Genomic DNA, 25,484 nt, shown 5'->3' with positions numbered 1-25,484 from the left:
ATGGTTTTTAATCGTATGTAAGGAGTGAGAAAGTCATGAAAGAGTACGTTGGAATCTGCACAGTATGTCAAAAGAACGTATACTGTTTAGAGGGATTTTTAAACGGTGTGGTTGTTGAAGGGAAGCTGGTGTGCTTTGCGTGTGAAGAAGAGGAGAAGCGTGACTCTCATAAAAACAAAAACTAGCTACCTGGGATAGCTAGTTTTTGTTTACTGCGCATTCACTTTTTCAGCTTGCCAGTAATACTCGCTGAACACATCAGAAAAAGCTTTGACGGTATTTGTGAGTTCTTCCATATTGTTATCGACGCCCCCTACTTCGATTAAAATGGAGCGGTCGGATAAGTCTTGATTATATAGCCCGTTATTGCCGCTTGTTTTCTTTTTGCTTAACACTCCGCGGCTAAGGCCTGGATATTTTTCTTCTAGTTTTTCATGAATCGCTTTAGCCATTTTCACGTTTTCATCAAATTTCGGGTTTGCTTCACCTAATACAATCATCATTTTAGCGTACGATTTGCCGTTAATAGCAGCCGTTGTTTTTTCTTGGCGCAGTGAATCACGATGAATATCAATTAAATAATCGACGTCTTTGTTTTGCTGAAGAGCTGTTTCCACTACGCTGCGAGACATCATATAGGCTCGTCCTGTACCCCAGCCTTTTTCATTCAGCTTTTGCGTCATATTGGTTGTATCTACTTCCGAACCGATTCCGTCTGCTTTTAATTCCATTCCTAGCATTTGACCAACGAGCGTGATGTTGGTTTTGTTATCAACTGCTTTATTTTCGTTCGCTTCACCTTGCATACCAAGTAAAGGGAAATAAGATTCCCAGCTGTGCGTGTGGTAGATGTACACAACTTTTCTGTCTCCCGTGCTTTGCTTGGCCTGTGTTTGAGACTGTTTTTTGCTTTCTTCGTACGTTTTGCTTTCAGCAGGATCCAAATCACGCTCGCCTGAAATGCTTTCGAGCGGAGGAGCCGATTCATGAGGAATCGTGGTATAATCCGTTCCTTCACCGGCTAATAGAATATGGGAATCAAAAATAGAAAAGCCGGGCAGTTCTGATCCAAATAGACTTCTTGTATCTGCCACGCGAATATTCGTCGCCAGCTGAAGGGCGACAGAAGAGAGAGGAGGCGGAGAGAAATCTTCTTCAAAGGCATGAGAGAAATGATGGTTTTCCGTATGCATGAAGTAGAACAAGCTTTGTGCTTTATAATTTGATAGTGCTTGATAGACAACGTTCGAGCGCAGCGTATGCTGAAGAGTTGAATACGTGACGGTAAAAATAGCGGCTGATGTTAAAAGAACAAATAGTATAGCGATAATTAATGATTTATAAGAAAGGATCCAAAAAAGCTTTTTGGGCTTTTCAGTAAACTTGTTTTTCATAGAGTAAACCTCCTCTAATAAAATTTTGAAATCAGCGGATGAGAACTCTAAGAGGAGAATGTTATGTATCTACTATTTACTCTATTAAAAAGAAATAGAAATATGATAGAAACCATGATATTTAACACAACATAAAAAAGTGTATATTAGGGCATACTGTAAAAAAACGGTGCGTATTGGAGCTGGTTAGATGAACGACTCATGGGTTTATCATCATTTTATTAATACATTTTTATTTCCTTTAACAATGTTTGGCGTGGCATTTTGTGTGCTGGGACTGTTGCTGTACATGCTGTGGAAAGAAAAGCAAAAAGAAGGACCAAAAGAAAACAAGAGCTCTTAAATAAGAGCTCTTGTTTTGTCTAACATTCAGTTAGAAAAAGGGAGATTCACTCTCTCTAAGAACTCCATTCGGTTGCCGAAAGGATCAGCCACGTAAATTCTTTCGACACCGGGAATGTTTTTGTCTTCCATAAAAGAAATACCGAAGCTAGTCAAATGATCTTTGAACTCAGGGAGATTTTTGACGTGAAAGCCTGGATGCGCTTTTTTTGCGGGTGAAAAGGCAGGTTCAACACCAATATGCAGCTGATAAGAACCAAATTCAAACCACACGCCGCCGCGCTTTTTTAGACTTTCCGGTTTTTCGACTTCTGTTAATCCAAGAACAGTTCCGAAAAAGTGCCGTGCTTCGCTTTCTGAATTCGGTGGTGCAGCTAGCTGAATATGATCAATATGCGTCAGTGTAAAAGTCATAAACATTCCTCCTTAAACAGTAGAGTACTAGTTAAGTTTACGTGATGTATACGTGTAAATAAATATAAAAAATATGATACTTTTCATAAGAAAAACTTATTATTCTATATACATATAACACCAAATGAGGTATATTTTATTTTGTTGTTATTTAGGAGAATTGGAGATTAATATGGAATATCACTATACGTTAACAAAAGAGGATTACGTAGCTTTTAACATGCATCACGCTCAACATTCGGAAAGAGTACAAAAAGTGCTGAGAGTTCAGCGATGGATGTCGCTTATTTTTCTTCTTATTCCTTTGCTTGTTTCGTGGGGTGAAGGAGAATTTTTACTCGGCATGTTCGTAGCGTTTGCACTGCTTGCGGTACTGTGGTTTTTATTTTATCCGAAGTACTTTTACGGAAGTATTAAAAAGAACATTGTAAAGGTAATAAATGAAGGAGATAACAGCAGTCTGACGGGTGAGCATACTATGATGGTTACGGAAGATGGCTTGGTAGAGAAAAGCTCAAAAGGAGAAGTGAAGACTCCTTGGTCAAGCATCACTCAAATTAGAGAAACCGATGAACATATCTTTATCCTTGTTAGTGCAATGAGCGGATATGTTATTCCTACAAGCGCATTTACAGATGTAAAAGCGCTACAGCAGTTTAAAGAAACGCTGAATGCTGCAAGAGACGAAAAAACAGGCTGAGTAGTAAATAATAATGTGAAAAAACGCCCTCCTAGACACTTTTCTAAGAGGGCGTTTTTTTAACAGCAGTCCCAGTTGTACAAAACATCTCTAAAGTTACGGTGGCGAAGGTCTTCTTCTTTAATGAAGAAATTGGCTACTCCCGCATCACCAAACATAATATCCGCTTCGTCGTCCATAGCGAATTGAAGAAGCAGAACATCGTATGCTCGCAGCGCTTCATCGTAGTCTCGAGGATCGCTTTGAGTGAAAAAAGCGTATCCGCCCATTTTATGATACTCGCCCGTAAGCTCATCCCAGTAGATTTCTTCCGTTTCTTCATCTTCAAATAAATCTGATTCTATATCATTATATCGATAGTCAGTAGGGGAAACGGGTTCAATTTTTATTTCAAACTGTAAGCCTACTTCTTGAGGAATAGGGAACATATCCCGGTCAATGTCTTCAAGATACGTAAAATCGGTTGTTAACTTTTTTTCATCTGTGGTTACGTCTTCATAAAAAACGATGCGAAAGTCTTTTTGAGCCGTAGGATGGTCAAAATCAAGACCGTACATATCGCCGGTGCTTTCGTTATCAGCTCCGCAAATGAAAAATTGAAGCATGCCTTGAGAGGGCATATTTTCATAGGAAGGAACTTCAGAAAAATTGATTTGTGCCATCAGGAGCATCGGCTTGCCCTGAGAATCAAGAGGATGACTTGCTTCTAAAGGAAGATAAGGGTTGCCGCCGAACTTGCTTTCATATAATTTTGGACTGTTCATGACCGTATGGAGGTGGATATAAGGCTTACATGTTTGTTCGATTTCTTTTCGGTAAGGTTCTAGCTTAGGAGGCAGTTCTAATTTTGATAGAGGATTCATATGTATTCTCCTTTTTGTTTGGAATAGAAAGAACGTTTGTTCGTATTTATATTTTAGCGTAATACACACGAAAAGGGAAGAGAAATCGTATAAAAAATCCCTTTGCAGAAGCATCCGCAAAGGGCACAAAGAAATGATAGCGTTTTCATTACGGAACTTACTAAATGAATGCTTATTTAGAAAAGAATCCTTTTAAAGCAAATGCGACGTTTTGCGGTCTTTCCGCTAAGCGGCGCATAAAGTAGCCAAACCAGTCGTTGCCAAATGGAACGTATACGCGCATTGTATAGCCTTCTTTTGCAAGGCTAAGCTGCATATCTGTGCGGAATCCGTACAGCATTTGAAATTCAAACTGCGTGCGCGGGATGTTGTTTTTGTGAGCGAACTCTTTTACTTTTGCAATAATATTGTGATCGTGAGATGCAATAGCCGTGTATGTTCCGCTCAGCAGATGCTCTTCAATAATTCGCATATAATTCTCGTCAATTTGGGCTTTGTCTTGAAACGCCACGGTTGGTGATTCTTGATACGCGCCTTTTACCAATCGAAGAGGAATGCCTTTTAGCTCTTTTACGTCTTGTTCAGCGCGGAACAGGTAAGCTTGAATAACCGTTCCAACATTATCAAACGTCTCGCGAAGCTCTCGTAAAATATCTAGCGTCATTTGACAGTGAGCATAGTCTTCCATGTCGATTCGGACGAAGTTATCGTATTTTTTCGCTGTTTCAAGAATGCGGCGCATGTTCTCAACGCAAAAACTGCGGTCAATATCCAAACCAAGCTGCGTCATTTTGACAGATAAGTTGCACGTTACACCGGCTTGCCCCATAGCTTCCAGCGTTCTGACATTATATTGAGTCGCTTCGATAGCTTCTTCTCTGCTTGAAACAAATTCCCCTAAATGATCAAGCGTACAAACAAGTCCTTTTTCATTCAGTTCCCGTACTTTTTTGATCGCATGTTCAATCGTGTCGCCAGCTACCACTTGAGCTGCACCAAAGCGAAGACCCCATTTTTTCGCTGCTTTGTTTAGCGCTTTATTTTGGGAAGCGTGAAGAAACACATTTTTAGATACCTCTGCTAACATAAATATCTCCCCCTATAGAAAAAAATCCCTTGTTGTTTTAAGATAGAGCAGCCTAAGGCTGCTCTACTGAGTATTAAAGCGTCGTGCTTGTTGTTTTTGCTTGCAGGTGCAGAATCAAGTAATCAGGACCGCCAGCTTTTGAATCTGTTCCTGACATATTAAATCCGCCAAACGGCTGGTACCCAACGATGGCACCTGTACAACCGCGGTTGAAGTAAAGGTTTCCGACGTGGAACTCTTCTTTTGCACGTTCGATGTGCTCAGGCGTATTTGAAAGAAGGGCACCTGTTAAGCCGTAGTCTGTATTATTAGCAATTTCCATCATATGATCGAAGTCGCGCGCTTTGCAGAATGCTACGACTGGGCCGAAGATTTCTTCTTGCATTAAACGTGCTTTTTCATCTACATCTGCAATGATCGTAGGCTGAATGAAGTAGCCTTTTGAATCATCCGCTTCTCCGCCCGTCATTAAACGGCCTTCTTCTTTACCGATTTCAATGTACTTTGTAATTTTGTTGAAAGAAGCCTGGTCAATAACAGGTCCCATATACGTGTTCACATCTTCAGGACTGCCCATTGTTAATGTTTTTGTCAGCGCAACTGCTTTTTCAAGAACGATATCGTATACGTCTTGGTGAACAACTGCACGAGAGCCTGCTGAACACTTTTGTCCAGAGAAGCCAAATGCTGAATATACAATAGAAGAAGCAGCTAAATCTAAATCAGCATCTTTATCTACAACGACGGTGTCTTTACCGCCCATTTCAGCAATAACGCGTTTTAGCCAGATTTGACCAGGCTGTACTTTTGCCGCGCGTTCATAGATGCGGCAGCCTACTTCACGAGAGCCTGTAAATGAAACGAAGCGTGTTTTTGGGTGATCTACTAAATAGTCGCCAATTTCGCTTCCGCTTCCCGGCACGTAGTTCAGTACGCCGTCTGGAAGGCCAGCTTCTTTCATGACTTCTACAAATTTTGCTGCGATAACCGGTGTGTTATTAGCCGGTTTTAATAGAACCGTATTTCCTGCTACGATTGCTGCTGCTGCTGTTCCAGCCATAATCGCTAACGGGAAGTTAAACGGTGAAATAATAACGCCGACACCAAGTGGAATGTAGTTAAATTTATTTTCTTCACCTTCGCGGCTCTCAACAGGCGCGCCGTCTTTTAGCTGCACCATTTGGCGAGCGTAGTATTCAAGGAAGTCAATTGCTTCTGCTGTATCAGCATCTGCTTCGTTCCACGGTTTTCCGGCTTCTTTCACAAGGTAAGCTGAAAATTCATGCTTGCGGCGGCGAATAATGTCCGCTGCGCGGAAAAGAATATCTGCTCGTGCTTCAGGCGCTTCTTTTTTCCACGTATTAAAGGTAGAAAGTGCTGCTTGCATTGCTTTTTCAGCCAAGTCTTGATCTGCTTTTGACACGCGGCCGATAACTTCTGTTTTATTTGCTGGGTTAATGGACTGAATTTGATCTTCTGTTGTAATTAATTCTCCGCCAATTACAAGAGGATAGTCCTTGCCAAGCTCTGATTGTACAAGTTCCAATGCAGATTCAAATGCATCTTTGTTTTGTGCAATCGTAAAGTCTGTGAAAGGCTCGTGTTTGTATTGTTTGATTTCGTTGATATTCATTGTGTTCATTTTCATTACCCCTTTTTTTAGAAAATTTTAAACATAATTAATATTCCAACACCCTATACCTGTATTATAATCACCTTATTATCGTTTTGTACATAGTTTTTTAACAAAAATGTTCAATAATTTTTATAAATAAACACTTTTGTTTAAATAAACAATCAATTCTTCGTTTTTATAGTGATTTTGAACAAAAAGCACAATAAAGGACAGAGGTAAGCAGAAGTAAAGATGTTTTGAACTAAAGAATTACGATAAAAGAAAGAGTTTATCGTTAGTAAATGAAAATGATCTTCCTTTCAAAAAAACAATAGACAAAGTTGTTCAAAATAAATTATCATATAATTCGAAAAGTAATTTTTGTCGAATGAAGCTGTCTTTTTCGTCAAGTGAAGGCTTCATTTGAATGTACAGATAGAGGGAGGGTAGGAAAACGGCAGTTAGTTGTCCACAGTATTGAAAGGGCTTACATATTTAACGCGCGATGCGAAGAACGTGTAATTCTTTAAATGACGGTTTTTATGAGGAGGATTTTAACATGAGTCATCAACCGCCTGAGTTAAAAAAAGAATTAAAAATTCGACACATAACCATGATTTCTTTAGGAGGAATCATTGGTGCCGGTTTGTTCATTGGAAGCGGATCACTCATTAACGCAGCAGGTCCTGGTTCCATTTTTTCGTACGCGTTTGCCGGTTTGCTGGTGATTTTAGTGATGCGAATGCTGGGGGAAATGTCTACGGCTAATCCTTCAAGCGGCTCGTTCGCGACCTATGCCAGAGAAGCACTTGGACCGTGGGCCGGCTACACAATCGGCTGGCTGTACTGGTTTTTCTGGGTAATTGTTATTGCAGTTGAAGCGATTGCGGGTTCAACAATTATTCAATATTGGTTTCCGTCTTTACCGTCTTGGGGCGTGAGTCTCATCCTGACGTTTTTATTAACGTTAACGAACTTATACTCTGTTAAATCATTTGGTGAATTTGAATACTGGTTTTCACTTATTAAAGTAGTTAGTTTAGTGCTGTTTTTACTTTTAGGAGGAGCGATCATCCTCGGTTTAATACCGGGAGTAGAGTCTCCGGGAGCATCGAACCTTCTTCATAGAGGCGGATTTCTTCCAAATGGAATCAGCTCCGTCTTTTTAGGAGTGGCGATTGTGATGTTTTCTTTTATGGGAACAGAAATTGTCGCAACAGCCGCTGGAGAATCGGCTCAGCCTGAGCGAGCGATCACCATCGCAACAAATACCGTTATTTATCGTATTTTAATTTTTTATCTTGGGTCGATTTTAATCTTAGTAACGATCCTTCCGTGGGATTCTTCAAGCTTGATGAAAAGTCCGTTTGTTTCGATATTAGAGCTGGTAAACGTTCCGGCAGCGGCTCAAATTATGAACTTTATCGTACTGACTGCTGTTTTGTCTTGCTTAAATTCAGGTCTATACACGAGTTCTCGTATGCTGTACTCAATGGCGCAAAAAGGAGACGCGCCGCGCATGTTTTTGAAAGTGAATAAAAAAGGCATTCCATTTAATGCCATTGTAGGATGTACCGTGATTTCTTACATCAGCGTTGGTTTTAACTATCTTTCACCTGATAAAATCTTTTTATTTTTAGTAAACGCATCGGGAGGCGTAGCGCTTCTTGTGTACCTTGTTATTGCTTTTTCACAGCTTCGCATGAGAAAGAAATACGAAAAAGAAAAGCCGGAAGCATTAAAAATCAGAATGTGGCTGTTTCCTTATTTAACGTATGGAACGATTGCGGCAATCACAAGTATCTTTATTGCGATGGCATTTATTGATTCACTTCGCACTCAGTTTTATCTCACGCTGCTGATTGCTGTATTTGTGGTATGTTCATACTTCTTTGTGAAAAAGAAAAAAGATGATAGTTCTCTTTCAGGACAGGGGAATAAAAGAATTTCTTAATAGAAGAGAAAATCATCACGAGGGGCTAGGGGGAAGTAAATTGGCAAACAAAGAGTTAAAAAGAGGGCTTGAATCTCGTCATATCCAAATGATTGCTCTTGGAGGAACGATTGGGGTAGGGTTATTCATGGGTTCAGCAAGCACTATTAAATGGACGGGGCCATCCGTCCTGCTTGCATATGCTATTTGCGGCGTTTTTATTTTCTTTATTATGCGTGCAATGGGTGAGATGCTTTATTTAGAGCCAAGTACGGGTTCGTTTGCGACATTCGGTCATAAATATATTCATCCGTTAGCGGGTTATATCACGGCTTGGAGCAACTGGTTTCAATGGGTGATTGTGGGCATGGCAGAGATTATTGCAGTCGGAGCTTATATGCAGTACTGGTTCCCGCATTTACCGGCGTGGGTTCCGGGAATTGTCGCCATGGTCATTCTTGGTGGGGCCAATTTAATTTCGGTGAAATCGTTTGGAGAGTTTGAATTTTGGTTTGCAATGATTAAAATTGTCACGATTGTTCTCATGATTATTGCCGGTCTTGGCCTTATTTTTTTCGGTCTTGGAAACGGCGGCGAAGCGCTTGGCCTGTCGAATTTGTGGGCAAACGGCGGTTTCTTTACAGGCGGATGGTCAGGCTTTTTCTTTGCCTTGTCCCTTGTTATTGCTGCCTATCAAGGAGTAGAGCTTATTGGAATTACAGCAGGAGAAGCAAAAGATCCTAAAAAAACGTTAACAAGTGCAATTCAAAGCTTAATTTGGCGTATTTTAATTTTTTATATCGGCGCCATCTTTGTGATTGTAACGGTGTATCCGTGGAACGAGCTGGATTCACTCGGCAGTCCGTTTGTTTCTACGTTCGCTAAAGTAGGAATTACAGCAGCGGCGGGCATTATTAACTTTGTTGTCATCACAGCGGCCATGTCTGGGTGCAACAGCGGAATTTTCAGTGCGGGACGTATGCTTTACACGCTAGGTGTAAACGGTCAGGCTCCGGCTTTTTTTACAAAGGTTTCTCGAAACGGTGTGCCTATTTATAGTACCGTGGCGGTGATGATTGGCTTAGCTGCGGGCGTTGTCTTAAATTATATTGCACCGCCAAACGTTTTTGTGTATGTGTACAGTGCGAGCGTGCTTCCAGGTATGATTCCGTGGTTTGTGATTCTTATCAGTCAAATTCGTTTTCGAAAAGCAAAAGGAGCGGCGATGGACCAACATCCATTTAAAATGCCTTTTGCTCCCGTGACGAACTACGTAACAATCGCGTTTTTATTGATGGTGCTTGTAGGCATGTGGTTTAATGATGAAACGCGCATATCGCTGATTGTCGGCATTATCTTTTTAGGTATTGTTGTGCTGAGCTACTATGTACTAGGTATCGGTAAGCGTACGGAAGTACGGTCTTCTGAAAGACGTAAGCTAGTGAAATAAATGATTTTGTAAGAGAGCTGAAAAGCACTTTAGTTTAAGGAGAAGATCCGAACGATGAATGAAACGCGTTCGGATTTTTTTATTGATATGGTGAACGTAAGTTTCAGCTTATGTATCTCATTTGTTCGTCTTTAGATTGAATTGATTTCGTTATGCCTTAATCTCTTTTGGACAGAGGAGAAGAACCGAAGTCAGCGCTTTTCTTAGGCTGTTTTCTTCTTTTATTAATGAGGTGCATGGCAAGAAGGAAAAAGAAAAAAGAAAAAACCAGAGTCAAAAGGGCGCGTTTAGGCATAAGATAATCCAACTCAAGTGAAATGCAAGCGGCGTTTTTCTTGAGGAAAGAGTATTTAAAGAAAAGGAAGTGTTCGTATGTCTGGAAACCCTGGATATGGTCATGGATCTGGTTTTGCTTTATTAGTTGTATTGTTTATTTTATTAGTGATCATCGGCTGCAGCTGCTACGGCGGAGGCTTTGGCTGGTAATTCACTCATTTCAAAAGCCCTATAAGGGCTTTTTCTATGCTTATAAATAACGCTTTTTTCCGTTTTGATAAATGTTGACGTGAAAGCCGTTTACTTCACCCATAAAGATTTTAGAAGGAAATCCTGCTGCTTTGACAGATGAAGTGATTTCGACAGTTTGATACGTTTTTGGTTCCAACGTAACAGTATGAAGCTTAGGTTTATTCATCATCACTAAAAAAGGGGTATCTTCTTTAAAATAGGAGCGTTCATCCAGTGCTACTTCAAACGTAACGGGTTTTGAGCTGTGATTTTCAAATGAAAGGTCACAGGTGCCTGTTAATACGGTTTCTTTTTTATTTCTCTCAAATGTACAAATGCTGTTTTCCACATCGTAAGAAACGGCATACATACCTGGTAATACGGTCTTTTGCATCGCTTCAACCATATGACCAGGACCCGATATGACAATAAACGCAGCAAACATCGTTAGTTTCAAACGATGCCTATTTAAACTTTTGTAAAGGGCAAAAAGACCAAGTAAAAGTATAATTCCCCACGCATTGCTAGCATATTGAATTCCCGTCATTGTTTCTTCATCTCCATAGAGGGGAAGACCTAAAAAAGAAAAGACAGAATGACTGAGCGGCGTTGAGTTAGGAAAAGGGATGTTTAAAATAAAAACGGCTAGTAAAAAGGTGAGTCCTTTTATCAAAAGTGATCGTTCACGAATCATGTTGTTCCTCCTTAGCTATAAATCACGTATCATTATATACTATTATTATCTTTTTTTGTAATTAATGGTTATTTTACTGCGCCTGGAGGGAAGATGAATGAAAACTTTTTTATTAGTTAGGCATTGTGAAGCAGAAGGGCAAGAAGCAAAAGCATCACTGACGGAACAAGGCATACAGCAAGCCCAGCAGTTAATGTATTATTTGAACAAGCTGAGTTATCCCATTGATAAAATTATTTCAAGCCCGTACAAACGAGCCGTTCAAACAATTGAACCTTATGCAAAAGATACCGGTCTGTCTCTTCATATAGATAAAAGGCTAGAAGAAAGGCGTTTAAGCGGACAGCCTCTTTTCAACTGGATAGAAGTATTGAAAAGAACTTTTGATGACATAGACTTTAAGGTAGACGGAGGAGAATCGACCAAAGAAGCCACGGTACGTGTTTTAGAGCTGTTTAAAGAAGTAATGAATGAAAAACAGAAAACAACTCTGTTTGTTACGCACGGCAATTTGATGACGTTAATCCTCAGATATTTTGATCCGAAATTTGGGTTTGGTGAATGGTCGCGTTTAACAAATCCCGATGTATATCACATCGATCTCCAAAAGAAGAACGTTTCCATTACAAGGCTTTGGAATGAGCAGAAAACAAATTGATGAAATAAAAGATTTTTTGTGCAGATGATAAGTTTAGCTCAATATAAAAACCTTAAGCCGCATCACAATCCAGAAATGTGGGTAGCCTCAAAGCTGCCCCGTAGGCTTTTAACAGATACATAATTAGGTTGAAGCCTGTCTTAGAACAGAAACTTGCTATTTCTAAATTGATATGTTACACTAAGGTTAATTATTTTTGTTCGGTATGAAATTGAAAGAAGAGAAATATTCTTCAATAGAAATTTTTATCTGGAAATAGTACGATTGAGCAAGGGTAGTAATATATGCGTGGAGTAATTCCACCACTGGAGGAAATAGTATGACTGAAGGTACAGTAAAATGGTTTAATGCAGAAAAAGGTTTCGGTTTCATCGAAATTGAAGGCGGAGAAGATGTATTCGTACATTTCAGCGCGATTCAAGGCGACGGATTCAAATCTTTAGACGAAGGTCAAAAAGTGACTTTCGACATCGAGCAAGGTCAACGCGGTGCACAAGCTGCTAACGTTGTAAAAGCATAATTTTATGCAATCCAAAAAAGACTCCGACTTTGGACGGGGTCTTTTTTTATTGTAACAAACACGCAGGTAACGGAGGAATACGTATGAGTAAAGCAAAAGGTAAAGGCGGCACGGGGCGAGGCACCGGCAAAAAAGGGTGGAACCGCTGGCAGGCGAGTGCAAAAAAGAAGAAAAATGCAAAGCCTTATAAAAGCAAGGGAACAAAAAATGCTGATAAGCCGGAAGGCAACTAATCCTATATGCGCAGTATCATCTGCAACTTCGACTTACTCTGCTTGAGTAAGTTTATTTAATATGGAATTATTTTTTTATTGCTTTTTTGACAGATTGCTGTCACTATATGAAATAATAAAGTGATTTGTGTGAATTTTCTATAAAAATTGATTTTTTTTGCAAACACTTTCATATTTCGACAACCTTTTTGATTTTTATCGGTTATACTTCTTTATAATAGATTATAGAAAGATGCAGGGGAGCATAAAGTGAGAGAGGAAAGCGACAGTTTACCTGTACGCTTTTTACGTTTCTGGACCGTATTGCAGTAGCGTCGTAACAAGTAGATCATGCATCAGTTTAGAACACATCAAAACTCAACTAAGTGTAACGGGGGGATATGAGTGAGCGTAGGCATCGTAATTGAAAAAGTTCAAAATTATGCTATGTTAGAAGATCATGTTTTGGTTGAAATGGTTCACAGCGGAGATGAAAAATCATTGGAGTATTTAATCAATAAGTATCAAAATCTTGTGAGGGGTAAAGCAAGAAAATACTTTTTGATTGGTGCTGAAAAAGAAGATATTGTCCAAGAAGGAATGATTGGACTGTACAAAGCAATTCGCGACTTTAACGAAGACAAGCTAACATCTTTTAAAGGGTTTGCGGAGTTATGTATCACAAGACAAATCATTACGGCGATTAAAACGGCTACTCGTCAAAAGCACGGTCCGTTAAATTCGTACATTTCATTGGACAAGCCTCTGTATGATGAAGAATCAAACTATACGCTGATGGATATGATTCCTGGCGATCAAATTGCTAATCCGGAAGCGGTGCTGATTCATCAAGAAAAAGTGGAAGACCGCGAGTTGAAAATTGCGGAAACACTTAGTGAATTGGAAAGAAAAGCATTGACGCTGTATATGGACGGCCATTCATACGCTGAAATTTCGAAAGAATTAAATACGCACGTCAAGTCAATTGACAACGCGCTGCAGCGTATCAAAAGAAAGTTAGGTCGAGACGTAGAAAGCAGACAAGCTATTTCATAATAGGTAAAAAACAGCCGGACCTCAAAGGGGTTTCGGCTCTTTTTCACGGTCTTTTAAAATGTCTTGAATAATTTCAATATGAACAGAAGCCCACGATTGTTCACGGAAATGAAGAAACACGCTTGGAATGAGAATAAAAACATACAGCACCACAAAAATAATCCAAAGCCAGCTGCCGTCTTTAAATAAAAATTGCTGCAGCCGCTGCGAAAATAAAAAAAAGAGCCAAGGCAAAGCAGAAACAAGGATGGGAATGACGCCGGAGCCGTTTTTTTCTTTAGTCATTCGGTAATACACTTTTCGCAAAGTAGCGCTTTCGAGCGTAAGGTAAAGCTGCCGGATTTCTTCCATTTCCGCTAATTCATCAATTTCTTCTGCGTTTTGGTTTTGATGAGCTGCTTTTTTCAGTTTAAGGTAGACTTTATGAGCATCGCCGCGCAGTGAAAACATATACCAGCCTCCCGCATAGTGTTTCGTCTTCTTTAACAGAGTTTGCAGGTGCATGTAAATATATACAAAAAATTTCGTGATACGAAAGAATAAGAAAACAGAAGTGAAAGCGTAAATCATTAGTAGAAAAAGAAAGAAAACAGCTGATTTTCGCCCTTTTTAGCCACCTTTACACATCAAGTAGCAGCACATATACTAATAAAAGAACAATTAGTTACCTAGGTAAATAAAATGAAAAGGTGAGGTGGGAAAAAGTGAATAACTTGGTGTTTCATGAGCTTCATCAAAAGTCGAGATTGTCTATTAAAGAAGTAAATGAAGTGTTAAAAGCGTACGGGCTATACAGCTCACAGTATTCAATTTTATTTTGTTTAAAGCGATTCGGCTCGATGACGCAAACGGAGATTTGGCAGTATTTAAATGTCGAAGCGCCAACGGTTACCCGCACGTTAACAAGGCTTGAAAAAAGCGGATGGATCGTTCGAAAAGCAGGCAGTGATAAACGAGAGCGCATCGTTTATTTATCTCCTCAAGCGAAGAAAAAACTTCCGGAAATTCAGCAAGAAATTGAACGTTTAGAAGAAAATTTGCTGATTGCTTTATCCGACAGCGAACAAGATCAGCTTATTTCGTTATTAAAGAAAATTTGTAAATCTACAGAAAAGGGTGAAATGAATGACGAACCAGCAGGAGCCAATCTGGACTAAAAGTTTTATCAGCATTGCGATTACCAACTTTTTTATTTTTGTTGTGTTTTATGCATTGCTGACGCTGCTGCCGATTTATGTATTAGACGCCTTAGAAGGCACGAGTACGCAGGCAGGGCTTGTTGTTACCATCTTTTTATTATCTGCGATTATTGTTAGACCGTTTTCAGGGAAAGTCATTGAAAACATTGGAAAGAAAAAAACGCTTGTATTTAGTACCCTCATTTTTGCGCTTTCTTCCTTCTTATATATGTTTATCCACCATTTTAACGTGCTTTTATTATTGCGCTTCTTCCAAGGGATTTCATTCAGCTTAGCGACAACCGTCACCGGAGCGATCGCAGCGGATTTAGTTCCCGCTAAACGACGAGGAGAAGGGCTTGGCTACTTCGGAATGTCAATGAACTTAGCCGTTGTTGCAGGGCCGTTTTTAGCACTAACGCTTCATCAATACATGGCATACAACATTATTTTCTTTGTATTTGGCGTGATTATGCTCGTTGGCTGGCTGTGCGGAATGATGGTCAAAAATCTTCAAGAAAACGCTACTCCGTCAGTAAAGAAATCATTTTCACTGAGCGATTTATTTGAAAAGAAATCCATGCCGATTTCATCTGTAGGTATTCTCGTTTCTTTTTCGTATGCAAGTATTATTTCTTTTATTTCTGTGTACGCACAGTCGCTTGGATTGATTAAAACAGCAAGCTTTTTCTTTGTCGTGTTCGCAGCTGCGATGCTGATTTCACGACCGTTTACAGGAAGATTATTTGATAAATCTGGCCCAAACATTGTGATTATTCCATCATGTATTGTTTTTGCGATTGGTCTATTTAGCTTAAGCCTTACACATTCTTCTTGGATGCTGCTGTTTTCAGGTGCATTAGTAGGACTAGGCTACGGAACGCTGCTTCCTAGCTTCCAGACGCTTGCAATTCAAGCAGCGCCTGCTCACCGAAGCGCATATGCAACTGCCACGTTTTTTACGTTTTATGATAGCGGTATTGCGGTTGGTTCGTTTGTATTAGGAATTGCAGCAGGTGCTTTAGGGTATTCAAAACTCTACTTTGCGCTTGGTATTTTTGTTCTTTTGATTACACTTTACTACAAGTGGATTGCAAATTTGCGTCAAAAACAAAAAGCGGCAAATATCCAGGTGGGCATGAAATAAAAGAGCTCGGCGTAATACGCGCCGAGTTTTTTTCTGGATTTTTTACAGGACTTTGGAAGGGAAGCATATTTAAGTCAAAAGGTACTAGCCAATTCCTATCCATCTGCACCATACTTTAACAGGGGAACCATTTACATATAAAACTTCTTGGATGAAATAAAAAACAAAGGAGAACAAACATGAAAGTAATGAAACCTCTTATGGTCACAGCGTTAGGACTTAGTCTTGCCACTTTTTATGACGGCGCTTTTCCTGCAGAAAAAGTTGTGCAAGTACAGGCTGCCACAGATGAAAACGTGATTGCTGATAAAGCAAAAACGTATGAAGGAGCGGATTATACATCTGGAGGCGAAACGTTAAGCGAAGGGTTTGACAGCTCTGGCTTCGTTCAATATGTGTTTAAGCAAGCGCTCGATACAACGCTGCCTCGTTCCGTGAAAGAACAGTCAGAGCTTGGAACAAACGTCGATAAAAACGAGCTGCAGGCAGGCGATGTATTGTTTTTTGACACCAATGAAAACGGTGAAGTGAACGTAGCCGCTATTTATATCGGAGACGATGAGATGATTTATGCATCTTCTTCAGACGGAAAAGTCGTGGTGAAAAACATTTCAAGCAGCGCGTATTGGTCATCACATTTTGCCAAAGCAAAGCGCATTACAGGCGCACCGGAAATTGCAAAAGATAATGAAGTCATTGCAGAAGCATTAAAACATCTCGGTACACCATATGTATTCGGAGGCGAGTCGCCAACGGACGGCTTTGATTGTTCCGCATTTGTTGCCTATGTATTTCAACACGCATCGGACGTGTACCTTCCGAGATCAACCGATCAGCAGTGGCAAGTTGGAGAAGAAGTTGCCCGCGAAGATTTAAAACCAGGCGACGTTATCTTTTTTAAAGATACGTATCGTGAAGGGATTTCACACGTCGGTATCTACGCAGGCGGCAATCAGTTTATTCATGCCAAGCGCAGCGAAAATGTGACGGTGGATTACCTGACAAGCAGCTACTGGACGTCTAAGTACGCAGGAGCGAGACGCTACGATGACTTATCGCTGTCAAAAGACAATCCATTTGTGACGGAATCTCTTAAATATGTAGGAGAAGTACCTTACGCACAAGGTGGGACAAGTCCTTCTACAGGTTTTGATACGGCTGGTTTTGTTCAATATATTTACAAAGAAGCTGCTGAAAAAGACATTCCGCGCTATGCGAATCAGCAGTGGGAAGCAGGAGAAACCATTTCACCATCTGACTTGAAGCCAGGAGACCTCGTCTTTTTTGAAGGAAGTTCGCTTATTCCATCTATCTATATTGGAAATGACTATGTCGTTCACGTATCCACATCTGAGGGCGTAAAAATTACAAACTATAAAGTAGACAGCTACTGGGCGCCTAAATACTACGGAGCAAAGCGCATGCCATAAAGGTAAAAAACCAAGACAGTCTGGGGCTGTCTTGGTTTTTTAATAGGTAGTCAATTGTTTTTGGATTTCCTTAATTGGCTCTAAGGTTATCCCTTCCCTCTGCTCGACGGCTAAAGGGTGATCGGTTGGCTCTAACTTGATGAGCGGTCTTGTTCCAACAGATCTTGTATGGACATTTGTTTTTAAATTTAACGTTTCGGGATAGCCTGGAATGGAAACTGAAAACCAGCCGAAATAAGGCGGTTCATTTTCTCTTTTGTCACTTTCCCATAAATCGATCATTCGATGAAAATTTTCTTCGCTTAAAGAAACCCATATGTTCCAAGTGAAAAATTCTTCTTCATTAAGAACAGGAATTTCAACACAGCCTCTTACGAAAAAATGTTCTTGATTCATGATACAAATCTCTGAATATAGTTCAAAGTCGTTTTGTCTTTCATCGTCTGACGCGTCATAATAGTAAAAAGGAGCTTCACTTGTATAGCTCATAGGCAAAGCAGGCTGAGGGTGTTCACAGGTTAAGTCTTTATAGTGAAGTTTGTTCGTTTTCTTCTTGCCGTATAATCGTCTTCTTCGCATATTATTTTAGACTCCTCAGATAAAAGTATCTTCATTATAATACAAAAAAATGACTGCTTAAGCGTATAATGTGTAAAAAAGTTTGATTCCCCGTATCTTTTGAACTTCCTTCAATCGTTTAGTAAATAGAGAGTGCAAAAGGAGTGAAAATCATGTCACATTCAAAAAAAATTGAAACACAAACAGAAAGCTTTGACGATACCTGCTGGAACGAGCATTACCCAAAATTGCAGCAGTACTGCCGTTTTTTAACGCAAAATGCGTGGGACGGAGACGATATTGCCCAAGAAACGTTTTTAAAAGCTCAGCGATATAAAGATGAAGAGCACAAGCTGTCTTCTGCGCTGTTAAATAAAATTGCGTATCACCACTGGATTGATCTGCTGAGAAAACGAAAGCGTGAAGTAATAGCCGCAGAAGAAGTTTTGAACCAACAAGACGGCAAGCAGGCGTTTGATATGAAAGGACACTCGGTCGAGTTGCTCCTTAGTCAGTTTACGCCGAAGCAAGCGGTTATCTTTTTCTTAAAAGAAGGCTTTCGCTATCAGCTAAAAGAAATAGCGTTGATTTTACAAACGTCAGAAACAGCGGTGAAAAGCAATTTACATCGTGCTAAGCAGCGGTTAGAAAAAGACGGTGAGCCGTTTTCTACAGATTCTTTTTGGGATGAAAAAGAGCGTAATGAGCTGTCAGAACTGTTTTATAAAACGTTAGAAGCGCAGGACCCAGCACTTTTGATTCGGGCTTTGCCTTCCTTAAAAAGCGTCATTCAAAAACCAACGTATACTCCGACGTGCACTCTCTGCATGGCTGCATAGCCATATTACGTATGATAAGGAGGATATATATGAGTACGATTCCATATGTAATTGAACAAAGCAACCGAGGTGAACGTTCGTATGATATTTATTCGAGGCTGTTAAAAGATCGAATTATTTTAATTGGTGATGAAATCAATGATTATATTGCCAACAGCGTGGTCGCGCAGCTCTTATTTCTCGCCGCAGATAATCCTAAAAAAGATATTTCACTTTATATTAACAGCCCCGGAGGTTCCACTTCAGCAGGGTTTGCGATTTATGATACAATGCAGTACATTGAGCCGGATGTTCAAACAATTTGCACGGGCATGGCTGCTTCTTTTGGCGCACTGCTTCTCCTAGCAGGAGCAAAAGGAAAGCGCTATGCACTTCCGAACAGTGAAGTTATGATTCATCAGCCGCTAGGAGGGGCTAGAGGGCAGGCGACTGAAATTGAAATTAGCGCCCGGCGGATTTTAAAATTGAAGCAGCATATTAATGAAATCATATCAACACGAACGGGGCAGCCGGTTGAAAAAGTGGCACATGATACGGAACGAGATTATTTTATGAGTGCTGAAGAAGCAAAAACTTACGGAATTATTGACGGTATTCTGTTGCCGAAATAAAGGTATAATAAGGAAGCATAGACAGCAGCGTCTATGCTTCCTTTCTATAAAAATAAGAAAAAAGACCTTATTATTATCTTTATTTTTCTTTAAAAGGTAGGTATTATATAAAATATAACAGATTTTAGAAAGAAGGTTTTACACATGCAAGAAGTGATTGGAGTAGAGCAGCGGTCTCTGTTTCAAAAAGTATTAGTAACATTTATTTTTTCGTTATTTATTTCAACAGTTGGCTTATATGTAGGTCAATATGTGCCTCCGGCTTATTTCCTTCCGTTAGCGATTGCTGAACTTGTGATGCTGGTTGCCGCATTTATGTTACGAAAGAAAAAAAGCGTAGGATATGGCTTTACATATGCTTTTTCATTTATATCAGGCATCACGCTGTTTCCGATTGTCAGCTATTATGCATCAGTAGCGGGGGCGCAAGTTGTTCTTTATGCCTTTGGAAGCACGTTCGTTATTTTTACGGTGATGGGTGTAATTGGGGCAAAAACAAAAAAAGATTTAGGGTTTTTAGGCAGCTTTTTATTAGTAGCGCTGTTAGCACTAGTGTGTATCAGCATTTTCTCGCTGTTTAGTCCCTTAACAACGCCCGGACTCATGGCATTTTCAGTGATTGGTACCATCGTTTTCTCACTTTATGTACTGTATGATTTTAATAAAATGAAGCACGGTGAAATCACAGAAGAGCTTGTTCCACTGCTGGCACTATCTCTTTATTTAGACTTTATTAATCTATTCATCAACTTGCTTCGCTTTTTTGGTATTTTAGGCAGCGATGATTAATAAGAAAGAGGCTGGGACAAAAGTGTTTTAGCTGAAGGAAGATCCGAACGATGAAGATTCTTGATGGAGAATCAACTTCGTTCGGATTTTTTATTGGTAGGATGAGCGTAGATTTCATCTATTTAGCTGCTTCTAGCTGTTGATCTTTAGATGGGATTGATGTAGTTATATTACAATCTCTTTTTTGTTTTAGTTATTCTCCGCCGTCCCCATCTCCATCTCCATCCTCGCTAACGTCATCCTCTGTTTTTTCATAGTTTGGTCCGGTAGCGTAAGGATCTTTAAAAAACTTTTCAAGCCACGTGGAACTTGTAGCGACCGCGCCGTTTTTAGCGTGAATAAATTCACTGATTGTATATATTTCAACGACTTGCTTTCGATATTTCCGAAATAAAAATGCGCTGGCAACGACGCCAATGCTGATGATTATATACGTATTCATGAAATCCTCCTTATAAAAGGGTTAGTGTTATGTATGCCAGATAAGAAAAGGATATGCGAATCTAAAACAAGTTCGTTTAGTGGTGCGGGTCTTTGGAAAAGTGGTAGTATAGAGCAGGTACATAGAGAACGTAAACTTTTTTGGAAGGATGCATGTTAGTGGTGAATTTTAAAGAGTTTTTTACTATTTCTTCGTATGAAGTAATGGAGCATTTGAGTCGAAAAGAAAACGGAAAGAATATAGATGAATACGAAGTGATGTTATATAACGAAAACGTTAGTCAAACAGAAAATGTGATGATTAAGTTTAAAAAGGTGAGCGATGAAATAGCAGTGGAAAAGGTCCAAACGTTCTCTTACTTTGATCAACAGAGTCCCAAACATCCCTGTAAGATTTGCGGCAGTGAAGTGATGGTAAAAGAGAACAGCACTGAAGAACTAAATGTTTACGCACATAATTGTTCATTTAACTATGAAGAAATAGAGTGCTGTTTAAGAGAACTAGTACAAAATGAACTTTTACAGGATAGATTTACTCAAGAAGAATTCGACCGGAACTATGGAGTTAACTATCGTGATGACGCTAACCAGCAATATAGCTTTTACGATGCCCAGCAAAGAGATACTTTCTACACCATCTTTAACGATAGTGTTTATCACACCTCTTACGCAGGACCACAAGAGCTCCGCTGCAAGTTTTGCGGGATGGATGAAGAGCTGCTTGTTGTAGACGGAGCCTTCTACCAAAAGTGCACAGTGCTAACTCCACATACAAATCAAATTATTAATATGATTGAAGCAAGAAAACAAAACGAACCAGACGTAACAAAACGTTGAGGAGAGAAAAGGGGACGAAGTCTCAGAAGAACATAAAAAAAGAAGCTTCCTTTTGAGCGAAAGGAAGCTTATCAAGTTTGTACCTATAGGGTTGAGTGGTGCATAATTAAATAGCTACCGGAATAACCGATGAATCATTAAAGTAAACAACTTCTGAAAGAATGGTGCAGCCTTTCAGGTTTTTGAGCTGAGAAAGGGCTTCTTCTTTGCTATCAAACTCGTACATTCTCATTTCACCTTTTCCTACATAACACGTAATTACATACATTTTAGAAGTACCTCCACCTATCATTTATCAATTTATTAATAAAGAGCCATAACGGCTTTTATTCCTATTAAAATAGCGTAAGTGCGCCTGTGACAATAGCAAGGACAATTAGAACAAGAGACGTTAAAATGGCCCATTTAAATGCAAATCGCTGATGTTCACCAAGATCAACACCTACCATACCTACAAGTAAGAAAGTAGACGCAACGAGCGGGCTTAACAGATGAACAGGTTGTCCGAGCACTGAAGCTCGCGCAATTTCCATCGGATCAATTCCGTAAGAAGCAGCTGTTTCAGCGAATATTGGTAAAACACCGAAGTAATAAGCGTCGTTACTCATCACGAATGTAAACGGCATGCTTGTTAAAGCAACGATCGTCGGTAAAAATGAACCGAGTGAATCAGGAACTAAATGAATTAACAGGCTTGCCATTTCATCAACCATTTTAGTGCCGGATAGTATTCCTGTAAAAATACCGGCTGCAAAAACAAGTGCTGCCACGGTCAGTGCGTTGCCTGCATGAGCCATTAAACGTTCTTTTTGATCCTCAAGTTTTGGATAGTTAATCATAAGAGCAAGCGCAAAGCCAATCATAAATAAAACAGAAACTGACCAAATGCCTGAAACCAATACGACCATGAGTGCAATGGTTAAAGCTAAGTTGATCCAGATTTTTTTAGGCTGTGTAATATCTTCTTGAGAAGTTAAAGATGCGTCTTCAGCAAACGCAAGCGAGCTTTTTAATTCAAACTGCTCGATGTCAATAGCACCAAGTCGTCTGCGCTCTTTTTTTCCAAGAATATAGCCTGTAAAAACAACCCACAAAGCTCCGCCAATTAGCGTTGGAAGAAGTGGAATAAAGAACTCTGATGCATCAAGGTGAAGGGCGACAATCGCACGAGTAGCCGGGCCTCCCCAAGGCGTCATGCTGCTCATAATACTAAGAGAAAGCATCGCAACTGTCGTTAACACTAACGGACTCATATTCAGGCGTTTATAAAGTGGAAGAAGAGCAGAAACCGTAATCATATAAGTGGTTGTACCGTCTCCGTCTAGTGCAACTAAAAGCGATAGAAGAGCCGTTCCGATGACGATTTTAAGCGGATCGCCTTTTACGATTTTTAACAGCTGCTTAATTAATGGATCAAACAGTCCGGCATCAATCATAACCCCAAAATATAAGATGGCGAACAGCAGCATCGCAGCTGACGGAGCTACTTGTTTTAGACCTTCTAGCATCATGTCTCCGACGCCTTTGCCAAACCCTCCAATCACTGCAAAAAGAAGTGGAATGACCATTAAAGCTACGATAGGAGACATCCTTTTTGACATAATGAGATACGTAAAGACAATAATCATTGTAAAACCTAGTAGTGCTAGCATTCAAACAACCTCCTTTATTTTCCCTCTTTTCTCTGAAAGCGTTTTCTTTTAGAGTAAAAAAACGTGACTAACATCTCTCATCCCCATGTATGAGCCGTAGTTTGATTATTAAGAATTTTTAAAGCCGCTCTTTACTCCCGCTGATGTTTCTTGTTTTCATGTTAGTACATTTTTAAAAATAAAGGAAATATAGGTTTTTTTAGAAAGTTCATAAAAAATTTTTATAATGGTAGTCTAGAAAAAAGCTTGGTCTAAAAGAGAGATTCTTCCAAGACGCAAACTTTTTAGCTTTGGCTTTATTTTTCACTTAGCTTTAAAAAGTCAATAAACGCTTTCACGACCGATAGATTCAAGTAAGAAGGATCGTACATGAGCCACGTGTTTCGAAGCAAAGGTGATTCATCTCGGTACGAAAGTCCGTATGTATATAAATTGTCGCTGGAGTGAAGGCAAATTTCTGGTAAAATCGCAAAGCCTAAATCATTTTTGACCATTTCTTTGGCCGTTTCTTGCCGGTCAACTTCCATCGCTACAAACGGAGGCTCTGAAAACTTGTCATGCCACCAGTCTTGAATGAGATCTTTTAGCGACGTATCGGTTTTATAGTTAATATAAGGCAGGTTCGGCAAGTCATCGATCGCAATCTCTTTTTTCGAAATTAAGCATAGCCGTTCTTTCGTCAGCAGTGATTTCTCTCCGTTCCACGGGTAATTGCCTCGTAAAATGCCAACGTGCACACGCGAAGAGTCTAATAGATTCATAACTTGCGTACTCCAGCCCGTATTGACGCTGAACTGTACATTTGGGTAGTGAAGAGAGAACTGTTTTAAAATTTTAGGAAGCTTATGCTGTGCAAAGTTACTCGATACCCCTAAGCGAAGCGTTCCCGTAACGGTTTCGCTCATATTACGCATGCTGTCTTTTGTTTCCTGCAGCTGCTTCCACATATTTTCCGCATAGCGAACAAGATGCTCACCTTCAGATGTAAACTCAATTCCTTTTTTCGTTTTAAAAAAAAGCGACACGCCAAATTCTTCCTCAAGATTTTTAAGGCGGTAGCTTAAAGAAGGCTGCGATACGTAGAGCCTTTCAGCCGTTCGCGTAATGTTCTTTTCTTCGTGAAGAGTTTTAATTAATATCCAATCTTTTTGATCCATCCCGATTCCCCCTTGTATTTAGATTATAAAAAAATTTTTAAAAAGACAATAAATTTTATGTATTTTACTTATGACCACCTCTATTATACGATAAATGGCAAATGAACCGGTTCTAAATAGTAAAAAAATAAAATGGTTTGATGAACGCCTCGGCGTTTGTTAGTAGGAGAGAAAGGTGATTAATATGACGCGTATTCCTGTAACGGTTATGAGAGGTGGAACAAGTAAAGGGGTTTTTATCAATCATGAAGAAATGCCTGTGAACAAATCGGATTGGGAACCGTTTTTGCTAGATATAATGGGAAGTCCGGATCAACGTCAAATTGACGGACTCGGCGGAGCTAATTCGCTGACAAGTAAAATCGCGATTATAAAAAAATCAGATTTAGAGAAAGCTGACGTAGATTACACGTTTGCGCAGGTTAGTATCAGCGAATCTCTCGTTGATTTTAAAGGAAACTGCGGCAATATCTCTTCAGCGGTCGGACCTTATGCAATCGAACAAGGACTTGTACAAGCTGTGGAACCGGTGACTAAAGTGCGGATCTATAATACAAATACCAAAAAAGTAATCGTAGCGGAAGTAGAAGTAGAAAACGGGAAAGTGAAAACAGAAGGATCCTGTATGATTCCTGGAGTGCCAGGTACGGGTTCACCCATTTATCTTTCATTTGAAAACGGAGAAGGAGCCGTTACTGGAAAACTGCTTCCAACCGGGAACGCTATCGATCTTCTGCAAACATCCATTGGGACGATAAAAGCATCAATTGTTGATGTAGGAAATCCGCTTGTATTTGTTAAAGCAGAGGATATTGGCCTAAAGGGAGCAGAACTTCCGCATGAATACACGGACAAACAGCTGAAGCTATTTGAAGAAATTCGCTCCATTGCAGCGGAAAAAGCGGGGCTCGCACCTCAAGACAAAGCAACTAAACTATCACCAGCGGTTCCAAAAATGACGATTATTTCTCCTCCTATGGACCATCGCGACGGGACTGGCAGAGAAAAAGCTGCTTCTCAAATGGACGTATTAATCCGTATGATGTCGATGCAAAAACCACATCAAACGCTTGCGATTACAGGAGCAATTTGTACAACGGCGGCTATCTATACAAAAGGCACGCTTCCGTCAGAAATGGTTCAATTAAAAGGCGATACCGTTCGACTTGCTCATCCAATGGGAATTATGGAAACCAGTGTGGATCTAAAAGATGGACAGGTTAACGGAATCAAAGTAGTGCGTACAGCCCGTCTTATTTTTGAAGGATTTGTTTATACAAAGCATACGTATGATGTATGTTTATCAAGTTAATAATGTTCTCTAAAAAAAGCTCTTTCTAGGAAACTAGGAAGAGCTTTTTTATGTTAGAATATTTTTACTGAATATTGAAAAAGTGGGT

At 39.8% G+C, this 25,484-nt stretch carries 30 protein-coding genes; 18 read left to right on the top strand and 12 right to left on the bottom strand.

Going from position 1 to position 25,484, the window contains the following annotated elements; all coding sequences use genetic code 11:
* Positions 1-35: 35 nt before the first annotated feature.
* Positions 36-185 carry a hypothetical protein gene (locus tag ACFX40_RS06740; RefSeq protein ID WP_013084503.1) on the top strand — a complete coding sequence of 50 codons (150 nt, stop codon included), beginning with the start codon at positions 36-38 and terminating at the stop codon, positions 183-185.
* A gap of 24 nt (positions 186-209) precedes the next feature.
* Here the strand turns inward: ACFX40_RS06740 and spoIIP are convergent, their stop codons facing one another.
* Positions 210-1,394, bottom strand: a complete 1,185-nt coding sequence (gene spoIIP / locus ACFX40_RS06735; RefSeq protein ID WP_025750039.1) for a stage II sporulation protein P — start codon at positions 1,392-1,394, stop codon at positions 210-212.
* 190 nt (positions 1,395-1,584) lie between these two features.
* Between spoIIP and ACFX40_RS06730 the strand changes: the two genes are divergently transcribed.
* Positions 1,585-1,737 carry a hypothetical protein gene (locus tag ACFX40_RS06730; RefSeq protein ID WP_162871436.1) on the top strand — a complete coding sequence of 51 codons (153 nt, stop codon included), beginning with the start codon at positions 1,585-1,587 and terminating at the stop codon, positions 1,735-1,737.
* Positions 1,738-1,763: 26 nt separating this feature from the next.
* Here ACFX40_RS06730 and ACFX40_RS06725 read toward each other — a convergent pair whose 3' ends face one another.
* Positions 1,764-2,150 carry a VOC family protein gene (locus ACFX40_RS06725; protein WP_098433133.1) on the bottom strand — a complete coding sequence of 129 codons (387 nt, stop codon included), beginning with the start codon at positions 2,148-2,150 and terminating at the stop codon, positions 1,764-1,766.
* Positions 2,151-2,322: 172 nt separating this feature from the next.
* Between ACFX40_RS06725 and ACFX40_RS06720 the strand changes: the two genes are divergently transcribed.
* The gene (locus ACFX40_RS06720) at positions 2,323-2,850 is read left to right on the top strand and encodes a YcxB family protein (protein ID WP_336128412.1); all 528 of its coding nucleotides are present in this window, start codon (positions 2,323-2,325) and stop codon (positions 2,848-2,850) included.
* A 59-nt stretch (positions 2,851-2,909) separates the two neighbouring features.
* Here ACFX40_RS06720 and ACFX40_RS06715 read toward each other — a convergent pair whose 3' ends face one another.
* The 3 genes from ACFX40_RS06715 to pruA form a co-directional block, all read right to left on the bottom strand.
* A complete protein-coding gene (locus ACFX40_RS06715) occupies positions 2,910-3,713 on the bottom strand; it encodes a YwqG family protein (protein WP_098433131.1) in 804 nt (267 codons plus the stop codon).
* A gap of 172 nt (positions 3,714-3,885) precedes the next feature.
* Entirely contained in the window at positions 3,886-4,800 is a 915-nt protein-coding gene (locus ACFX40_RS06710; RefSeq protein ID WP_025750035.1) for a proline dehydrogenase family protein, read from the bottom strand.
* A gap of 73 nt (positions 4,801-4,873) precedes the next feature.
* Positions 4,874-6,442, bottom strand: coding sequence for an L-glutamate gamma-semialdehyde dehydrogenase (gene pruA / locus ACFX40_RS06705; RefSeq protein ID WP_098526177.1), 1,569 nt, complete (start codon positions 6,440-6,442; stop codon positions 4,874-4,876).
* 532 nt (positions 6,443-6,974) lie between these two features.
* Between pruA and ACFX40_RS06700 the strand changes: the two genes are divergently transcribed.
* The 3 genes from ACFX40_RS06700 to ACFX40_RS06690 all read left to right on the top strand — a co-directional run bounded on the left by ACFX40_RS06700 (position 6,975) and on the right by ACFX40_RS06690 (position 10,284).
* Positions 6,975-8,369: an amino acid permease gene (locus ACFX40_RS06700; protein WP_377254607.1), complete on the top strand. Its 1,395-nt coding sequence runs from the start codon at positions 6,975-6,977 to the stop codon at positions 8,367-8,369.
* Positions 8,370-8,409: 40 nt separating this feature from the next.
* Positions 8,410-9,798: an amino acid permease gene (locus ACFX40_RS06695; RefSeq protein ID WP_252123732.1), complete on the top strand. Its 1,389-nt coding sequence runs from the start codon at positions 8,410-8,412 to the stop codon at positions 9,796-9,798.
* 372 nt (positions 9,799-10,170) lie between these two features.
* A complete protein-coding gene (locus ACFX40_RS06690; RefSeq protein ID WP_075419294.1) occupies positions 10,171-10,284 on the top strand; it encodes a YjcZ family sporulation protein in 114 nt (37 codons plus the stop codon).
* A gap of 40 nt (positions 10,285-10,324) precedes the next feature.
* Here the strand turns inward: ACFX40_RS06690 and ACFX40_RS06685 are convergent, their stop codons facing one another.
* Positions 10,325-10,999, bottom strand: a complete 675-nt coding sequence (locus tag ACFX40_RS06685; protein WP_028409798.1) for a hypothetical protein — start codon at positions 10,997-10,999, stop codon at positions 10,325-10,327.
* A 97-nt stretch (positions 11,000-11,096) separates the two neighbouring features.
* On the opposite strand from ACFX40_RS06685, the gene ACFX40_RS06680 reads away from it, so the two are divergent.
* The 4 genes from ACFX40_RS06680 to sigH all read left to right on the top strand — a co-directional run bounded on the left by ACFX40_RS06680 (position 11,097) and on the right by sigH (position 13,445).
* Entirely contained in the window at positions 11,097-11,657 is a 561-nt protein-coding gene (locus ACFX40_RS06680; protein WP_098334093.1) for a histidine phosphatase family protein, read from the top strand.
* 319 nt (positions 11,658-11,976) lie between these two features.
* Positions 11,977-12,177: a cold-shock protein gene (locus ACFX40_RS06675; protein WP_013058502.1), complete on the top strand. Its 201-nt coding sequence runs from the start codon at positions 11,977-11,979 to the stop codon at positions 12,175-12,177.
* Positions 12,178-12,254: 77 nt separating this feature from the next.
* Positions 12,255-12,410, top strand: a complete 156-nt coding sequence (locus tag ACFX40_RS06670) for a DUF3934 family protein (protein WP_162837669.1) — start codon at positions 12,255-12,257, stop codon at positions 12,408-12,410.
* Between the two features lie 384 nt (positions 12,411-12,794).
* Positions 12,795-13,445, top strand: a complete 651-nt coding sequence (sigH, locus tag ACFX40_RS06665) for an RNA polymerase sporulation sigma factor SigH (RefSeq protein ID WP_013058500.1) — start codon at positions 12,795-12,797, stop codon at positions 13,443-13,445.
* A gap of 21 nt (positions 13,446-13,466) precedes the next feature.
* On the opposite strand, the gene ACFX40_RS06660 is transcribed toward sigH, so the two are convergent.
* The gene (locus ACFX40_RS06660) at positions 13,467-13,895 is read right to left on the bottom strand and encodes a hypothetical protein (RefSeq protein ID WP_025750030.1); all 429 of its coding nucleotides are present in this window, start codon (positions 13,893-13,895) and stop codon (positions 13,467-13,469) included.
* A 254-nt stretch (positions 13,896-14,149) separates the two neighbouring features.
* Between ACFX40_RS06660 and ACFX40_RS06655 the strand changes: the two genes are divergently transcribed.
* The 3 genes from ACFX40_RS06655 (at position 14,150) to ACFX40_RS06645 (ending at position 17,200) form a co-directional block, all read left to right on the top strand.
* A complete protein-coding gene (locus tag ACFX40_RS06655) occupies positions 14,150-14,602 on the top strand; it encodes a MarR family winged helix-turn-helix transcriptional regulator (RefSeq protein ID WP_013058498.1) in 453 nt (150 codons plus the stop codon).
* Positions 14,571-15,770 (top strand): MFS transporter, encoded by a 1,200-nt coding sequence (locus ACFX40_RS06650; RefSeq protein WP_377254604.1) that lies wholly within the window; start codon positions 14,571-14,573, stop codon positions 15,768-15,770. Before ACFX40_RS06655 ends, ACFX40_RS06650 begins: the two co-directional genes overlap by 32 nt.
* Positions 15,771-15,949: 179 nt before the next feature.
* Positions 15,950-17,200 (top strand): C40 family peptidase, encoded by a 1,251-nt coding sequence (locus tag ACFX40_RS06645; protein ID WP_377254600.1) that lies wholly within the window; start codon positions 15,950-15,952, stop codon positions 17,198-17,200.
* 39 nt (positions 17,201-17,239) lie between these two features.
* Here ACFX40_RS06645 and ACFX40_RS06640 read toward each other — a convergent pair whose 3' ends face one another.
* Positions 17,240-17,779, bottom strand: a complete 540-nt coding sequence (locus ACFX40_RS06640) for a DUF2199 domain-containing protein (protein ID WP_377254597.1) — start codon at positions 17,777-17,779, stop codon at positions 17,240-17,242.
* Between the two features lie 152 nt (positions 17,780-17,931).
* Between ACFX40_RS06640 and ACFX40_RS06635 the strand changes: the two genes are divergently transcribed.
* The 3 genes from ACFX40_RS06635 to ACFX40_RS06625 all read left to right on the top strand — a co-directional run bounded on the left by ACFX40_RS06635 (position 17,932) and on the right by ACFX40_RS06625 (position 19,997).
* Complete coding sequence (locus ACFX40_RS06635) at positions 17,932-18,597, top strand: sigma-70 family RNA polymerase sigma factor (protein WP_377254594.1); 666 nt, start codon at positions 17,932-17,934, stop codon at positions 18,595-18,597.
* Positions 18,598-18,626: 29 nt separating this feature from the next.
* Positions 18,627-19,208 carry an ATP-dependent Clp endopeptidase proteolytic subunit ClpP gene (gene clpP, locus ACFX40_RS06630; protein WP_377254591.1) on the top strand — a complete coding sequence of 194 codons (582 nt, stop codon included), beginning with the start codon at positions 18,627-18,629 and terminating at the stop codon, positions 19,206-19,208.
* 144 nt (positions 19,209-19,352) lie between these two features.
* Positions 19,353-19,997, top strand: coding sequence for a Bax inhibitor-1/YccA family protein (locus ACFX40_RS06625; RefSeq protein WP_028409806.1), 645 nt, complete (start codon positions 19,353-19,355; stop codon positions 19,995-19,997).
* A 193-nt stretch (positions 19,998-20,190) separates the two neighbouring features.
* Here ACFX40_RS06625 and ACFX40_RS06620 read toward each other — a convergent pair whose 3' ends face one another.
* Positions 20,191-20,439, bottom strand: a complete 249-nt coding sequence (locus ACFX40_RS06620; RefSeq protein ID WP_098791990.1) for a hypothetical protein — start codon at positions 20,437-20,439, stop codon at positions 20,191-20,193.
* Positions 20,440-20,591: 152 nt separating this feature from the next.
* Between ACFX40_RS06620 and ACFX40_RS06615 the strand changes: the two genes are divergently transcribed.
* Entirely contained in the window at positions 20,592-21,275 is a 684-nt protein-coding gene (locus tag ACFX40_RS06615) for a hypothetical protein (protein ID WP_255257945.1), read from the top strand.
* Between the two features lie 106 nt (positions 21,276-21,381).
* Here the strand turns inward: ACFX40_RS06615 and ACFX40_RS06610 are convergent, their stop codons facing one another.
* From ACFX40_RS06610 to ACFX40_RS06600, 3 genes are all read right to left on the bottom strand, one after another.
* Positions 21,382-21,543 (bottom strand): hypothetical protein, encoded by a 162-nt coding sequence (locus tag ACFX40_RS06610; protein ID WP_165575905.1) that lies wholly within the window; start codon positions 21,541-21,543, stop codon positions 21,382-21,384.
* A 67-nt stretch (positions 21,544-21,610) separates the two neighbouring features.
* Positions 21,611-22,927 (bottom strand): CitMHS family transporter, encoded by a 1,317-nt coding sequence (locus ACFX40_RS06605; RefSeq protein WP_013084478.1) that lies wholly within the window; start codon positions 22,925-22,927, stop codon positions 21,611-21,613.
* A gap of 296 nt (positions 22,928-23,223) precedes the next feature.
* Positions 23,224-24,084, bottom strand: coding sequence for a LysR family transcriptional regulator (locus tag ACFX40_RS06600; RefSeq protein WP_025750019.1), 861 nt, complete (start codon positions 24,082-24,084; stop codon positions 23,224-23,226).
* Positions 24,085-24,268: 184 nt separating this feature from the next.
* On the opposite strand from ACFX40_RS06600, the gene ACFX40_RS06595 reads away from it, so the two are divergent.
* Positions 24,269-25,396 carry a 2-methylaconitate cis-trans isomerase PrpF family protein gene (locus ACFX40_RS06595; RefSeq protein ID WP_098334181.1) on the top strand — a complete coding sequence of 376 codons (1,128 nt, stop codon included), beginning with the start codon at positions 24,269-24,271 and terminating at the stop codon, positions 25,394-25,396.
* The last annotated feature ends 88 nt before the right edge of the window (positions 25,397-25,484 follow it).

The organism is Priestia sp. YIM B13552 (assembly GCF_042787775.1).
GTDB classification, from domain to species: Bacteria; Bacillota; Bacilli; order Bacillales; family Bacillaceae_H; genus Priestia; species Priestia megaterium_E.
Note: the sequence above shows the minus strand (reverse complement) of the source record. Positions and strands in the feature narration are given on the sequence as shown.